Origin of the sequence: Streptomyces sp. NBC_00873 (genome assembly GCF_045207415.1) — a bacterium.
Taxonomy (GTDB): domain Bacteria; phylum Actinomycetota; class Actinomycetes; order Streptomycetales; family Streptomycetaceae; genus Streptomyces.
On the sequence record NZ_CP108803.1, the window covers coordinates 8,918,511 to 8,933,538 of the forward strand.

General features: G+C 69.2%; 9 protein-coding genes and 5 pseudogenes. 9 read left to right on the forward strand and 5 right to left on the reverse strand.

Going from position 1 to position 15,028, the window contains the following annotated elements; all coding sequences use genetic code 11:
* The first annotated feature begins 3 nt into the window (after positions 1-3).
* The 7 genes and pseudogenes from OH809_RS41495 to OH809_RS41525 all read left to right on the forward strand — a co-directional run.
* Positions 4-957 (forward strand): carbohydrate ABC transporter permease, encoded by a 954-nt coding sequence (locus OH809_RS41495; protein WP_406415775.1) that lies wholly within the window; start codon positions 4-6, stop codon positions 955-957.
* Positions 947-1,789, forward strand: coding sequence for a carbohydrate ABC transporter permease (locus OH809_RS41500; RefSeq protein ID WP_406415773.1), 843 nt, complete (start codon positions 947-949; stop codon positions 1,787-1,789). Before OH809_RS41495 ends, OH809_RS41500 begins: the two co-directional genes overlap by 11 nt.
* A gap of 45 nt (positions 1,790-1,834) precedes the next feature.
* Positions 1,835-3,223, forward strand: coding sequence for an alpha-L-fucosidase (locus OH809_RS41505; RefSeq protein ID WP_406415771.1), 1,389 nt, complete (start codon positions 1,835-1,837; stop codon positions 3,221-3,223).
* The gene (locus tag OH809_RS41510) at positions 3,220-3,354 is read left to right on the forward strand and encodes a hypothetical protein (protein ID WP_406415769.1); all 135 of its coding nucleotides are present in this window, start codon (positions 3,220-3,222) and stop codon (positions 3,352-3,354) included. Before OH809_RS41505 ends, OH809_RS41510 begins: the two co-directional genes overlap by 4 nt.
* A 77-nt stretch (positions 3,355-3,431) precedes the next feature.
* Positions 3,432-4,718 carry an alpha-L-fucosidase gene (locus OH809_RS41515; protein WP_406516210.1) on the forward strand — a complete coding sequence of 429 codons (1,287 nt, stop codon included), beginning with the start codon at positions 3,432-3,434 and terminating at the stop codon, positions 4,716-4,718.
* A gap of 35 nt (positions 4,719-4,753) precedes the next feature.
* Positions 4,754-5,566 (forward strand): ROK family protein, encoded by an 813-nt coding sequence (locus tag OH809_RS41520; RefSeq protein WP_406516211.1) that lies wholly within the window; start codon positions 4,754-4,756, stop codon positions 5,564-5,566.
* A 38-nt stretch (positions 5,567-5,604) separates the two neighbouring features.
* A pseudogene (locus OH809_RS41525) lies at positions 5,605-5,874 on the forward strand (M81 family metallopeptidase); the annotation flags it as partial.
* Between the two features lie 404 nt (positions 5,875-6,278).
* Here OH809_RS41525 and OH809_RS41530 read toward each other — a convergent pair.
* Positions 6,279-7,386 (reverse strand): annotated as a pseudogene (locus OH809_RS41530) (integrase core domain-containing protein).
* A 452-nt stretch (positions 7,387-7,838) separates the two neighbouring features.
* Positions 7,839-9,500 (reverse strand): phosphodiester glycosidase family protein, encoded by a 1,662-nt coding sequence (locus OH809_RS41535; protein ID WP_406415762.1) that lies wholly within the window; start codon positions 9,498-9,500, stop codon positions 7,839-7,841.
* A 928-nt stretch (positions 9,501-10,428) separates the two neighbouring features.
* On the opposite strand from OH809_RS41535, the pseudogene OH809_RS41540 reads away from it, so the two are divergent.
* Both OH809_RS41540 and OH809_RS41545 read left to right on the forward strand, forming a co-directional pair.
* Positions 10,429-11,199: pseudogene (locus OH809_RS41540) on the forward strand (IS256 family transposase); the annotation flags it as partial.
* 55 nt (positions 11,200-11,254) lie between these two features.
* A pseudogene (locus tag OH809_RS41545) lies at positions 11,255-12,091 on the forward strand (ISAzo13 family transposase); the annotation flags it as partial.
* Between the two features lie 140 nt (positions 12,092-12,231).
* On the opposite strand, the pseudogene OH809_RS41550 reads toward OH809_RS41545, so the two are convergent.
* The 3 genes and pseudogenes from OH809_RS41550 to OH809_RS41560 all read right to left on the reverse strand — a co-directional run.
* Positions 12,232-12,477: pseudogene (locus OH809_RS41550) on the reverse strand (transposase); the annotation flags it as partial.
* 514 nt (positions 12,478-12,991) lie between these two features.
* Entirely contained in the window at positions 12,992-14,638 is a 1,647-nt protein-coding gene (locus OH809_RS41555; protein WP_406415760.1) for an amidohydrolase, read from the reverse strand.
* Positions 14,635-15,021 carry a cupin domain-containing protein gene (locus tag OH809_RS41560; protein ID WP_406415758.1) on the reverse strand — a complete coding sequence of 129 codons (387 nt, stop codon included), beginning with the start codon at positions 15,019-15,021 and terminating at the stop codon, positions 14,635-14,637. Before OH809_RS41560 ends, OH809_RS41555 begins: the two co-directional genes overlap by 4 nt.
* Between the last annotated feature and the right edge of the window lie 7 nt (positions 15,022-15,028).

A 15,028-nucleotide genomic window follows, 5' to 3' on the forward strand; every position in this document is an offset into this window, starting at 1 on the left:
ACCGTGGCGACACGACCCTTCGAGCCCAGCACCCGGCCCGCGCCCCGCTTCGCCGCCCGGCCGAGCCGGGAACGCCGCGGCGGCCCCGGTCGCCGGGAACGCTGGTACGCCTACGGCTTCCTGTCCCCGGGGATCCTCGGACTGACCGTCTTCACCCTGTTCCCGGTGGCCATGGCCGTCGTGATGAGCCTGTACCACTGGCCCATCTTCGGCCAACGGTCCTTCGTCGGACTCGACAACTTCCGCTACCTGCTGCTGGAGGACCCCAGCTTCCTCGTCTCCGTCCGCAACACCTTCGTCTTCACCGCACTGTTCCTGCCGCTCAACGTCATGCTCTCCCTGGCCCTGGCGTTCTGGATCTCCCACAGCCGCTGGCAGCAGGTGTTCCGGGTGCTCTTCTTCATTCCCGCGATCACACCGATGGTGGTCAACGCCGTGATCTGGAAGCTGCTCTACCAGCCCCAGGGCGTCATCGCCCACTACCTCGGCAGCTGGTTCGGCATTACCGCCCCGAACTTCCTCGCCGACTCCGGCACGGCGATGATCTCCGTGGTCGTCATGAGCGTCTGGCAGGGCATCGGCTACAACCTCATCGTGTTCTCCGCCGCCATCGACGAACTGCCGCGCTCCGTGCTCGAAGCGGCGGAGATCGACGGTGCCCGGGGCCTGAGGAAGTTCCTGCACGTCCAACTGCCGCTGATGTCACCCGCGGTCTTCTTCGTCACCACCATGACCATGATCACATCGATGCAGGTGTTCACCCAGACCTACATCCTCACCCGCGGAGGACCAGGAGACTCGACGGTGACGATGGTGCAGAACGTCTACGAGAACGGCTTCGTCTCGCGCGACCTCGGCGTGGCCGCCGCAGGCGCATGGCTCCTCTTCGCCGTCATTCTGCTGATCACCGCCGTGCAGTTCCTCGGCCAGAAGCGGTGGGTGCATTATGAGCACTGACAAGATCCGCTGGACCCCGCGCAGTGCGGTCTCTCATACGCTGCTCATAGCGGTGACGCTGCTGTTCCTGGCACCGGTCCTCTACGCCGTGGCCACCGCGCTCAAACCGCCGGGGGAGACCTTCGCCGACCCGACCTCGCTCATCGGCTCCCACCTGCGTTGGCGGAACTTCGCCGACGTCTTCGACTTTCTGCCGTTCCAGCGGTTCATCCTCAACGGAGTGCTGGTGGCCGCCATCGGCACGCTCGTCGTCCTCGCCGCCTCCTCACTGGGCGCCTACGCCTTCGCCCGGCTGAGGTGGCGGGGCAGGGACGGCCTCTTCCTGGTGTTCCTCGCGACCCTGATGGTGCCGCAGGAAGTCCTGGTGGTCCCGATGTTCATCCTCATGCAGCAGTTCGGCTGGGTGAACAGCTACCAGGCGCTCATCTTCCCCTGGGCGTTCACCGCCTTCGGAACGTTCCTGCTGCGGCAGTTCTTCCGCGGAATCCCCTACGAGCTGCAGGAGGCCGCCACCCTCGACGGCTGCTCACCCTTGCGCACCTTCCTCGCCGTCATGCTCCCGATCGCCCGCCCCGCGCTCAGCGTGCTCGCGGTCTTCACCTTCATCGGCTACTGGAACAGCTTCCTGTGGCCACTCATCATCGTCAACGACGTCAGCGCGCTCGGCACGGTACCGCTCGGCCTGGAGCTGTTCTTCGGACAGAACGGCAGCCAGTGGCACTTGGTGATGGCTGCCTCCGTCATCTCCCTCGTCCCGACCCTTGTGCTGCTCATCGCACTGCAAAAGCACCTGGTGAAAGGCATCGCCGCCACCGGCCTGGCCGGCCGCTGACACATCACGCCGCAACCCCGCCACGGCGGCCGGACACGGCTCGCCGTGGCCACCAAGGAGAATCCCCTGCTGCGCTTCGACCAACGCACCGGTCCCGACCTCGGTGCACAGACACCCGTCTACCCCTCCGCCTCCGTGCCGCGCTGGTACACCGACGCCAAGTTCGGCATCTTCATCCACTGGGGCGTCTACTCGGTGCCCGCCTGGGGCACACCTCGCGACCCCGACGTCCACACCCCCGTCGAGCTGGAGTTCGTCCACCATCCCTACGCCGAGTGGTACGCCAACACCGTCCGCTTCGCCGCATCGCCCACCCGCCGATTCCACGAGGAGACGTACGGCGTGGGCACCTCGTACGAGGACCTGGCCGACCTCTGGACGGCCGAACGCTTCGACGCCGACGCGTGGATGAGCCTGTTCGCCGAATGCGGCGCACGCTACGTCGTGCCCACGGCCAAGCACCACGACGGCTTCTGCCTCTGGGACTCGGGCACCACCCCCTTCACCGCGGCACGCCGCGGGCCCCGCCGCGACCTGCTGGCCGAGCTGAGCGGCGCCGCACGCCGCCACGATCTGCGGCTGGGACTGTACTTCTCCGGCGCCCTCGACTGGCACGTCAGCGCGTTCCCGCCGATCCGCTCGCTGACGGACCTGTTCGCACTGCGCCGCAACGACAGGGCCTTCGCCGACTACGCACACGCACAGCTCGACGAACTGATCGAGCGGTTCCGGCCCGACTACCTCTGGAACGACATCGACTGGCCGGACGACGGAAAGGGCCGCGGCGACCGAGACCTGGCCGCCCTGTTCGCCCGCTATCTGAAGCAGGCGCCCGACGGCCTGCTCAACGACCGCTGGGGCGTGCCCTACCACGGTGTGCGCACACGCGAGTACCTGACCGAGCAGGGGCCGTCCGAGCAGGTGTGGGAAGCATGCCGGGGACTCGGGCAGTCCTTCGGCCATAACGTGGTCGAGGACGACCGGCACCTCATCGGCGGTGCTGAGCTGATCCAGCTGCTCGTCGACACCGTGGCTAAGAACGGAAACCTGCTGCTCAACGTGGGCCCGCAGGCCGACGGCTCATTGCCCGAGAACCAGGTGTCACGGCTGCGCCAGCTGGGGCAGTGGCTGCGGGTCAACGGCGACGCGGTCTATGGGACCCGGCCATGGCGCCGCCACACCGACGTGGCCGGTCACCCCGTCCGCTACACCACGCGCGAGAAAACCCTGTTCGTGGCGGACCTGGCGCCGGGCGAGGGGCGGCTGACGCTGACCCGTGATGTCGCCGAGCCCGCCGCCGGCCGCCCCGCGAGCTGGCTCACCGCAGCCGGCCGCCGGACAGCGACGACGGACCCGGACGGCACGGTGGTCGTGCCGGAGGAGCTGCGGGGGGAGCCTGCGGCCGTGCTTGCGATCGAAGGGGGCGCCGCATGACGGAGCGCCACCGGGCAGCCGGGCCGGTCGCCGTGCGGTGCTCGGGCAGGCACGCGGCGACGTGCCCCGCCCGGGACGCGCACGGCTGGGACACGCACGACGCCCCCGGCCCCGAGCATCTGGGCAGTTGAGCCTCCCCCACGAGCCCTGGGGCACTCCTCCACCGGAGGAGTGGCGGTTCCCTGACACAATTGACGGAGCTGTCACGATGACTTCGCAACGCTGGTTCACCGAGGCCAAACTCGGAATCTTCATCCACTGGGGCATCTACAGCGTCGACGGCGTCGCTGAGTCCTGGTCGTTCTTCGACGGCCGCATTCCGTACGACCAGTACATGGCGCAGCTCGACCGATTCACCGCCGCCCGCTTCGACCCGGACACATGGGCGGACCTCTTCGTCCGCGCGGGCGCCCGTTACGCCGTGCTCACCGCCAAGCACCACGACGGAGTCGCACTGTGGGACACCGGTGCGAACGACCTGTCGGTGGTCAAACGCACCCCCGCCGGGCGTGACCTGGTCGCCGAGTACGTCGCGGCGCTGCGCCGACGGGATGTGAAGGCCGGCCTCTACTACTCCCACCTGGACTGGTCCCACCCGGACTACGCCACACTACGCGGGCCCGACGAGGACCCGGCGGAACGCGGCAACCCCTACTCGATGCCCGCTCCCGGCGAAGAGGACCCGGCCCGATGGGGGAACTTCCTGGACTTCCACCGGACCCAGGTCCGCGAGATCCTGGAACGCTTCCAGCCGGACGTTCTGTGGTTCGACGGCGAGTGGGAGCGAACCCCCGAACAATGGGGCATGGACGATCTGGCCGCGGAGATCCGTACGCGCTCCCCGCACACCGTCGTCAACGGCAGACTGACCGGCCACGGCGATTACGCGACGCCCGAACAGGGCGTGCCCATCGAGCCACCCGCCGGCCCATGGGAGCTGTGCCTGACCATCAACGACTCCTGGGGCTATCAGCCCCAGGACACCCACCACAAGTCGCCGCGGCAGCTGGTCCGCATCTTCGCGGAGACCATCGGCGGTGGTGGCAACCTGCTCCTCGACGTGGGTCCCCAGGCCGACGGCACCATCCTCCCGGAGCAGGTCGCTCGTCTGGAGGCCCTGGGGGAGTGGATCGGCCGGCACTCCGCCGCCGTGTACGGGGCGGACCGAGGCATGCCGCACGGCCACTTCTACGGCCCCTCGACGCTCTCCGCCGACCGAAGGACGCTGTATCTCTTCGTCTTCGACCGCCCCAACGAATTCGTGGTCCTCCGCGGTGTACGCAACGCGGTGACCTCGGTACGGGTGCTCGGCGCGGACATGGAGGTGCGGCACGAGCGCGTCGGCGGCCTCGGCGAGGTACCCGGATGGGAGTACATCCACCTCACCGATGACCACCTCGACCCGCTGTGCACCGTGCTGGCCCTCGAACTCGACGGCGAACTCGACCTCTACCGGACGCACACGCGCGACCAGGCCGCGTCCGATGGGTCGTGAGTCGCGTGGTGCTGCCTGGCGGCGGGCTCAGCGGCGTGTCCACTGTGCCGTTCGCGACAGAAGAGGGACCCGAGGTTGCACTGCCCGGTCTGGCGCAGACCCTGGAGGGCCTCGCCGAGCAGCCCGGCCGGGCTCTGCTGAAGGGTGGCGGCCTCTCCCTGCCCGGCCCAGTCGACTTCGCCTCCGGCGTTGTCACGCTCCCCTCCCGCATGCCCGGATGGAACCGCTTCCCCGTCCGCACCTGGCCGGAGGACCGCTTCGGCGTCCCGGTGGCCATTGAGCATGGCGCCAACTGCATGGCCGCTGGCGAGCACATCGCGCAGCCGGCCGGGAGGCGCCAGTTGACCACGGTGAAGAGCGGTACGGCGATCGGAGTGGGCAGCATCGCCGACGGGCAGCTCTATCGGGGCGGCTCAGGCATAGCCGGTGAGATCACCCACGTCCGGGTCGAGGCCGCCGACCACATCCCCTGCTCCCGCGGCAGCGCCGGAGGCCTGGAGACCGTCGCCTCGGGTGCGGCGCTCGTCCCGATTTTGCGCGAGCGGGGCCTTGAGGTGACGTCTACCGAGGACGTCGTACGACTCGCCTGCGACGCCGACCCCGAGGCCACGCGCGCCGTCCGGCAGGCCGGGCGCTACCTCGGCATGGCGCTGGCCGCAAACGTCAACTTCTTCAACCCGGACGTCGTGTATCTCGGCGGGATCCTGTCCACGCTCGAGCGCTTCGCAGCCGCCGTACGAAGCCGGTTGCGGGCCGGTTCGCGCTGCGGCGGTCGCTCACCGAGGCACTGCACGCGGTCACCGGCCATGACCACCCCTGACGCCGGGCACGGGCGGCCACCCCCGTAGGCCCCGGCAACCACCCCCTGTCAGCTCGCGGAGGAGCCATGCCAGCACCCTGTCCCGTGATCGCCGTCGCCGGTCTCGGCATCGAGTCGTCCACGTTCTCCCCGGCCCGCACCGAGGCCCCCGCCTTCCACCCGCAGCGCGGCGCCGACGCCCTCACCCGCTATCCATTCCTGGCGCACGGGCAGCCCCTGCGCTCCGCTGCCGACTGGCGTGGTTCCCTGGTCGGCAAGGCCCTGCCCGGCGGTACGGTGACGGCATCCGCGTACGCCGACCTGTCCGGCGAACTCATCGACCGCCTCAAGGAGCTGGTGACCGTGTCACGGCGTATGCTGGCGACCGTTGCGGCGCTGACCCTGTGCGCCACCGCACTGACGACGTTGGGCGGCTCCCCGGCGAGCGCCGACGGCGACGACCCGGTGATGACCGACCCGGGATTCGAATCCGGCACATTCGATGGCGGTCAGTACTACCACGCCTCCCTCGTCGCCCGGGGCGCGTCCGGATCGGGCCACGCGGCGCAGGTCGGGCTCGATTACGACGGGGACAGCCGGTACCCACGCGGCGGCAATCTTCCGGTGCGCGGCACGGGGGTCTCGCGCGGGATGGTCAACAAGCCGGTCCGGCAGGTGGAACCCAACACCGTCTACGAGTTCACCGCCAAGGTCCGCACCGAGGGGAACGCTGTAGGTGCCGAGAACCACATCCGTGCTGCTCACGCTGCATGTTGGTACTCGTGCAGGATGCCGCCGGGGCGGTCGCGTCGGTGGACGTCAAGGTGGACGGGCCGGTCGGGTTCGGTGATCGGTTCGGGCAGCGGGCGCAGGGGTGCGGCGCCGGCGAGGGTGCGGTGCGGGCGGTGCGCGTTGTAGAACGCCTCGTACTCGCGCAGGGCGTGCAGCAGGTGGGCATGGTCCCGGATCTGGGTGCGGTTGAGGAGTTCGGTCCGGCACGAGCGGATCCAGCGCTCCATGATCGCGTTCGTGCGGGGCCTTCTCACCCCGGTTTGCATGACCTTGATTCCCTCCTCGGCCAGGACGCCGTCGAAGCCGGCCGGGTAGCGCACGTCGCGGTCCCGGATCAGGTATTTGATCTTCGTTCCGGCGTCCTGGACATCCATGGCCAGGTTCCTCGCGAGTTGGGTGACCCATGCCGCGGTCGTGTGGGCGGTGACGCCAAGGACCCGCACGCGGCGGGTGGCGTGTTCGATCACCGCGAGGACGGTCAGGGTCGTTGCGGTGAGGGTCTTGGTCTCGAAGAAGTCGGCGGCCAGGATGGCGTCGGCCCGGGAACGCAGGAAGTCGGCCCAAGTGGTTTGCCCCCGTTCGGGTGCGGGCGGGATGCCGTGTTCCTTGAGGATGGTCCACACGGCGAAAGCGGCGACCTTGATGCCGAGCGCGGCGAGTTCCCCGTGCACGCGCCTGTAGCCCCATTCTGGGTTCTCTCGCACGAGGCGCAGGACCAGGGCGCGGATGGAGCGAACGGTGCGGGGCCGACCCCGGCGCTCGGGGCGGGAGGCCTTGGCGTGGCGTCGGCGCAGGAGCTCGCGGTGCCAGCGCAGCACAGTGTCAGCGCAGCACAGTGTCAGCGCAGACGATCAAATGGATTTGACGAAGCCGCACCCGGGGGAAGCGGTGCACCAGTGCGGCGAGCAGCGCCCGGTCGGGCCAGGTCAGATGTGGCTTGCCTACCTGCCGCTGCAGCACGACGAGTTGGTGGCGCAGTGCCAGGATCTCCAGATCCTTCTCCCGATCACCCAACGGCAACAGCCGTATGAAGCTGAAGGCGGTCGACAGGGCGAGGTACGGCAGTCGCAACAGCACAGTTGAGCATCCTCGCAGTCGGTCCAGGCGTGCTCCAAGAAGCCCCTTTCCGCGCGAAAGGCCGACGCATCAGCTGCACACCGCTGACCCCGGATCAGGCCTGTGACCAGCACGGATGCAATATTCGGCACGTACAGCCCCAGCAGCGACAGGTACCTGTCGGACCGGGATGCGTCCGGGACCGGCATGCCACACGTTGAGTGCGATGGCCACCCTCTGGAAGACGGGTGCGTCGTCGACGGCAGACAGGTGGGAGAGCAGTCGCGGCGTAGCAGGAACCTAACCGCCACACCGCCTACGGTGAACGGTCCTCCACCGGAGGGCGCGAGGTGGCACCCCGGGCCGCAGGCATGGAGTCGGCCTGACCCGGGCCCGGGTCAGGGGCGGCGACCCAGGAGACACGCTCCGGCACGGTTGCCGGGCGGGTCGCCGCCCTTGGTGATCCGCCAGCGTCAGGAGTTGCGGCGCCCCGGCAGGACCTGAATCGTGTCGCCGACGGCGCGTTCACCCGTTGCGTCGGAGGTGACGTTGACGAGGGAGCCCTTTACCGCCATGGCGGAGGACCCGCCTCCGTCGAGGTTGAGGGCCTGCACCGCGCCCAGCGACCGCATGAAACGCGCGGCCTCGCCCAGCGTGAAGCCCTCGCTTACTTCCGGCTGCCGCCCGTCCACCGTGACCAGTAGCAGCCGCCCCCGCCCGTCGATGCCGGCCAGGGTGCGGGGCTGGCGGACGTTGGACCAGGCGAATCCGAACGACAGGTCGTGAGGGTCGAGCGTGCCTTCGGTGGCGGCATCGATGTGGATTCGGCCGTCCTCGACGAGGGTGGGAGCCGCACTGACGATGCTGTCATCGGGACCGAGCCTGACCTGCTGCCCCGAGGAGTCCCGGACGACCTCCCGCAGCGACATCCGCTTGCCGACGCGCGCGTGATCGGTGAGCCAGTTCTCGGCCGCCCCGGTGCCCTGCAGGACCGAGCCGTGCTCCGGGATGGCACCACCGCGGACACCTATGGAGACCACGATGCCGTGCTCGTCGAGGACTGCCTGGACGCCCGGGCCCGTGGGGAGCGGAGCGCGGAACGTGGGCGTGAACTTCACGAGGTCGTCCGCCAGAGTGCACGTGGTGTCGTGGCGGGGCTGGTCGGTGGGGGCGGCACCGGGGCGGCCGCAGTTGCGGATCTTGCCCGGCACACGGTTGATTCCCTGCACCTCATACATTGCCGCTCCTGCCTGCACGGTGACCGTGGTGGACAGGTCAGCGATCCGCGGTCGCCGACCCCCGTCACCCAGGATCAGCGCCGCACGCGAGCCGACCGCCATCGACTCGAGTCTGCCGTGCACGGCGGACAGGCCGGCCACCGTACCCTGGACGCCGTCGGAGTCCGACGTGATGAAGAAGCCGCCGTTGACACCGATCAGCGAACCGAGCCGGGCAGCCACCGCCGAGGTCTTCTCACGGTCGGCCACGTTGCCGCCGTCGCTGACCGCGATCGTCCCGTGAAGACGCGCCGGGTCCAGAACGGCGACGTGAATGTTCTCCGCGTCGGCCGCCTGCCGGCCGTCGTAGCCGGTCCAGTCGACGGCCGTACGGAACCCGGCAGCCGACACGGCCGAGTTCGTGGTGCCCGCCTGGGCCTTGGTGGCATACCGGCCGACCCTGACTTGCCAACCCATCGTGCCGCGCGGGGTGTCGGCGTACTCGTCCCACTCCACCCGTTCCAGCCGCGGTTCGAACCCGGCGTCGCGCAGGCGCCCGGCGGTGGAGTCGGCCCAGGCCCTGTCGCCGAGCGGGGCCCACGTGGCGGCGCCCGTCAGGCGGTTGACGGCAGGCGCCTGCACGGTGACCGTCCATACCGCGGCGGCGCTGGAGTTCCGAAGAACTCCGGTGTGGACCTGGACACCGGGCGCCACACGCGCTGTCGTCCATGCGATTCCGCCGGAGCCGGAGCCGGAGCCGGAGACGACGGGCCGACCCGAGTCGGCGGGCCCCGCGTTCGCAACAGCCGGAGGGACGAGGGCGGCCAAAGTGAGGGCGGCCCCGAATGCGGCCCCTCTCCACGCGGCCTGCTTCACCCGGCTCGCACTGCGACGCGGCTTATCGGCGATGTCGGACATACCACTCCTGACGTTCTTGTGTTCCTGGCGGCGCGAGTCCTTTCACGCGCTACCACCCACATCCCAGACCCGTGCGAGGGCGCGCACACCACGTGCCGAGGACACCCGGGGAAACCCTCAGTGACAAGAGCTCGGAGCTTCAGCCCGGGGACGCCACACGGCACGCGTCCGGCGACTGGTCAACCCCAAAGGTGAGAAAGGGGGCAGCACCCTCCGGGGCAACCGCGATGCCCAGCCGGGCCAATTCAAGCGGCTCAGTCGCAAAGGGGACTCGCTTCACTCATATGCCGTGTTCAGTACCTTGCCCGGAAGGGCTAAACCGGCCGTACGCCGCCCTGGGGGCCTGGAAGCGGCCTCGGCATCGCCGCCATACCGGCTGCACTGAGATAGGCCGCGTACGGTGCCATTCTGCGAGTCGCTTTTCTCGCGGGAAGCGAGCTTTTCCCGGTTTCGCGCACCGGCTGTTGTCTGTCTCAACGAAATTGGACCGATCTCAGTGACCTTGACCAACTGATCACCAGACCGCCCGGGATGTGCACCCCGCTCGGCGTTGGCGCAGGCTTCCAGTCAGGTACGGCCACGGTCCAGCCCACCCGAGCACTTCGCACACCGCACCGGATATGGGGCGGGGAGTTGAGACCGTCCAGAGACCACGACTCACCCCCGCTCGCGCGGAGAGGACCCGAGGAGATTCTTGGACGGACGGCACCGCTGCAGTCCTCGGCCGCTTTGAGGGCTGCGAGGTCTCGTGGCCCACGTCCTCGACTGTGTGCAGGAAGATCTCGCATCTGGTTGCGTCCAGGGAAGTGGTGTACGGGTTTCCACCGAATCGGGGGTTTGATCCCGGTGTTGGGTGTGAAGCCTGAACGTAAGACGGCCATCGGCAGATCCTTCGAGAACGACCAAGCTCTTGAAGGAGACCAGCACGATGACCGCACCTGAAAGTCTGGCCTTTACCGCCCTGCTGGAGGAGAACCTCGCCTCGGCGAGTCCTGATCTGCTGCGGGCGATGGTGAAGACCTTCGCCGAGACCATGATGTCCGCCGACATCGACACCGCCTGCGGAGCCCCCTACGGCATGCCGAGCGAGGAACGCGTCAACTCCCGCAACGGCTACCGCAACCGGCCCTGGGACACCCGGGTCGGCACCATCGACCTGGCCATCCCCAAGATCCGCTCCGGCCCGTACTTCCCGGACTGGCTGCTCGAACGCCGACGACGCTCCGAACAGGCCCTCATCAGCGTCGTGGCCACCTGCTACCTGCTCGGCGTCTCCACCCGCAGGGTGGAGAAACTCGCCGCCACGCTCGGCGTCACCCAACTGTCCAAGTCCCAGGTCAGCGAGATGGCCAAGGTCCTCGACGCCCGCGTCGCCGAGTTCCGCGACCGCCCCCTGGACGCCGGTCCCTACACCTTCGTCTGGGTCGACGCCCTGACCCAGAAGGTCCGCGAGGGCGGCCGGGTAGTCAACGTCCACTGCCTGGTCGCCGTCGGAGTCAACAACGAGGGCAAACGCGAAGTCCTCGGCCTGGACGTCGCCAGCAGCGAGGACGGCGCCGGCTGGCTGGCCTTCCTGCGCTCGCTGACCGCCCGCGGCCTGACCGGCGTCCAGCTGGTCGTCTCCGACGCACACACCGGCCTGGTCAACGCCATCGGCGCCACCCTGCCCGGCGCGGCCTGGCAATGCTGCCGCACCCACTGAAGCCGTAAGAAAACAAGGTGTTGCCCTTCCGCGCACGGCTCGTTGACCTGGTATGGGCATATCAAGCGAGGTCCGCGAGCAACTCGTCTTGCGGTTCCGGGTGCTTTTCCCGCACTTGAACGAACGGCAGCAACGGCTGGTGCTTGCCCAGGAGGCCCGACTGTTGGGGCACGGCGGAGTACGGGCGGTGGCACGGGCGGCTCAAGTCAGCGAGACGACTGTCCGCAACGGGGTGTTCGAGCTGGAGGCCGGCGAGGATCCCCTGCCGGTTGGTCGGGTCAGAAGGCCCGGCGGGGGACGGCGGCCTGCCGAAGAGCTGGACCCGGACCTGGTGCCCGCCCTGCTTGGCCTGGTCGAGCCGGATGAGCGCGGTGATCCGATGTCGTCGCTGCGGTGGACGACCAAGTCGCTGCGCAATCTGGCCGAGGAACTGACCCGCCAGGGCCATCGGGTCTCCGCGCCGACCGTGGGCAGGCTGCTGAAGGAACAAGGCTTCAGCCTCCAGGCCAACACCAAGACCCTTGAGGGGAAATAACACCCCGACCGGGACACCCAGTTCCGCTACATCAACGAGCAGGTCAAAGCACACCAGGCGGTCGGGCACCCGGTGATCAGCATTGATGCGAAGAAGAAGGAACAGCTCGGCCACCTGCCCAACGCCGGACGACAGTGGCGGCCCAAAGGCGACCCGGTCGAGGTCGAGGACCACAGCTTCTTCTTCACCGGACCAGACGTCCCGCACGCGATCCCGTTCGGCGTCTACGACATGACGGCCGACCGTGGCTGGGTGAACGTCGGTGTCGATCACAACACCTCGGCCTTCGCCGTTGCTTCGATCCGCGGCTGGTGGCGGGCACGTGGCCGCCACGACTACCCGAACGCGAGCCGGCCTGGCGCTCGGTGACGCAGTGCACGACCGCGTCATCTGCATAGCGTTCGAAGGGGACGGTCGGGAACTCCCGGGCCATCCAGACGTCGAACGCGTAGTGCAGGAACAGGTTCGCCAAAACGGGAGAAGCCGGAGCGCCTTGCCGCCTCGACCGGTCCGACGTCGGTCAGCACCGTCTTTGCGCGGGTGCCGTTGCGGCTGTTGCCGCTGTTCTTCCCGGCCGCCTCATGCTTGTCGTAGCCGAGGTGATCAGTGATCTCGCCCTCCAGGGCGGATTCCAGCACCCGCTTCGTCAACTGCTGCAGCAGCCCGCCCTCCCCAGTCAGCTGCAGGCCCTCCGGCCGGGCCCGGTCTATCAGTATCGAGATCAGCTGGTCATCCGGCACCCCTCCGGGAACCGCCGGACCAGTGGCCTCGATCGAATCCAACTCCACACCCTGCACAGCCACTTGGCGTCTCTTCCTTGATCAGCAGATCCGCCGTTAGTTTTACACTCCCCGAAGATCACAAACCGTCACGAGACGTTACCGAGAAGGGTTCAATGTGCACTGGCTTGAGCGGCTCTTCGGCGAAAAGTCCGTCTTTCTATCGCAGCGTGGCCTGGGTCGATCTCGCAGTCCGAGCATTGAGAATCGCCGGTCCGAACAGCTGATACCGAACGGTGCGTGTGTCGGGGCGTGTTTCAGGGCTGGTGGTCGGTGAGCCAGTAGGGATCCCGGCAACGCTGCGGCGGTCTGGTGATGGTGTTGAAGCGCAGACCGCGTGGTCCGTCGATGCCTGCCTCGGGCAGGTCGATGAGCCGGTCAAGGGCGTCGTCGGCCAGCAGATCCGGATCGGGCGGACGGTGGTGTGGCCGCCGCCTCCGACCGGAGGGGGCGGCGGCCTCTACCCGCTGTGCATCTACTCGCTGTGGACCACCTCTCCGGCCACCAGGGTGAGCACGGCCCGGGTGCCGGCCACGGGCGTGCCGGGGGCGAAGAGGTTCCGGTCGAGGACCGCGAGGTCCGCGGCCATGCCCTCGCGCAGGCAGCCGGTCTCGTCGTCGTTGCCGTTCACCCATGCCGAGCCGGCGGTGTAGGCGCGCAGGATGTCGGTGAGCCGCAGGCGCTGCTCGGGGCCGTACGGGCGGTCGGAGCCCGGCCAGTGGGCGTGCGCCGAGCCGGGTGGTTCGGTCCGGTGCACCGCGACGTGCATGGCCTGCCAGGGATCGGCCGTGGTCACCGGCCAGTCGCTGCCGCCGGCGAGCCGGGCGCCGCTGTCGAGCAGTCGGCGGAAGGGGTACTGGCGCCGGGCGCGCTCCTCTCCCAGCAGCGGATCGACCAACTCGTCCGTCTGCGGATGGTGGGTCGCCCAGAGGGACTGGATGTTGGCCGTCACCCCCAGCTCGGCGAACCGGCCGATGTCCGCGTCGTCGACCAGTTGCACATGCGCGATGTGGTGCCGCCGGTCGCGCACTCCATTGGCCCGCGAGGCAGCCGCGACCGCATCCAGGCACTCGCGGACCGCGCGGTCGCCGATCGCGTGGAAGTGAACCTGGAAGCCGGCCGCGTCCAGCCGGGTCACCGCCTCCGTGAGCAGTTCGGCGGGCACGTTGGAGTGGCCCAGGTTGCCGGTGGCGCACCCGCACTGGTCGAGGTAGGGCTCCAGCAGGGCGCCGGTGCCGGTCTCCAGCACGCCGTCCTGCATGACCTTCACCGTGCCCGCCCGGAACCGGCGGCCGCGCTCGCCGCGCCGGGCCAGGAGATCGTCCAGCTGTTCCAGGCCGCGGTCGCGGTCCCACCACAGGGCTCCGGTGACCCGGGCCTTCAGCAGTCCTTCCGCGTCCGCCCAGCGGTAGGCGGCGAGTGTGTCGCCCGCTCCGCCGTAGGCGCCGACGATGGCGTCCTGCCAGCCGGTGATGCCATACCGGAAGAGGTGTTCCTGGGCGTGGCGGAGTGCTGCGCGCTGGTCCTCCGGGGTGTTCTGCGGCAGCACCCGGGCGACCAGGTCCATCGCGGCCTCGTGTAGTACCCCGGTGGGCCGGCCAGCCGTATCGCGCTCGATCCGGCCGGCCGCGGGGTCTGGTGTAGACGCGTCGATCCCGGCGCGTTCCAACCCCGCCGAGTTGACCCACGCCGAGTGGTGGTCGGCGTTGGGCAGGAAGACCGGCCGGTCCGCGACGACCGCGTCCAGGAGTTCCTTGGTGGGCCAGCCGCCGGGGAAGCAGTCCATTCCCCAGCCGCCGCCCAGGATCCACGTCCGGCCGGGGTCGGCCGCCGCGTACTCCCGGACGAGGGCGGCGCACTGTGCGGCGTCGGCGGCGCCGGTCAGGTCGCAGCGCAGCGCCTCCATGGCGCCCCAGACGGGGTGGATGTGCGCGTCCTGGAGGCCGGGCACGACGGTCCGGCCGGCCAGGTCGACGGTTTCGGCCGCCTGTCCGGCGGCCGCCCGTACTTCGGTGTCGGAGCCGACGGCGGTGATCCGGCCGTCGGCCACGGCGACGGCGGTCGCATGCGGCTGTGAGGGTTCGCCCGTCCACACCTGGCCGCCGTGCAGGACGAGGGTCATGCTTCGGCCCGGTGGGTTCGCACCACGTACACCTTGCGGATCGTTTCGTGGACCTGCCAGGTGCCGCGCCAGCCGGCCGGCATGGCCAGGGTGGCGCCGGGGCGCAGTTCGACGCTTTCGCCGCCTTCGGTGTCGACGGTGGCGGTGCCGGACAGTACCTGGCAGATCTCGTCGTAGCCCTCACGGGTGGCTGTGAAGTGGCCGGGGTCGCACTCCCAGACGCCGACCTCGACGAGGCCGTCGGGGGACGTCCACAGGGTGTGGCTGGTCTCCTGCTGACCGGTGGTGCTGGTGGGCTTGGGACAGGCGGTGGGCAGGTCGGTGGTCACAGCGTCGGCGAGGAAGGCGACGGGGAAGACGGTGGTGTCCACAGGGGTGTTCACGAGGATC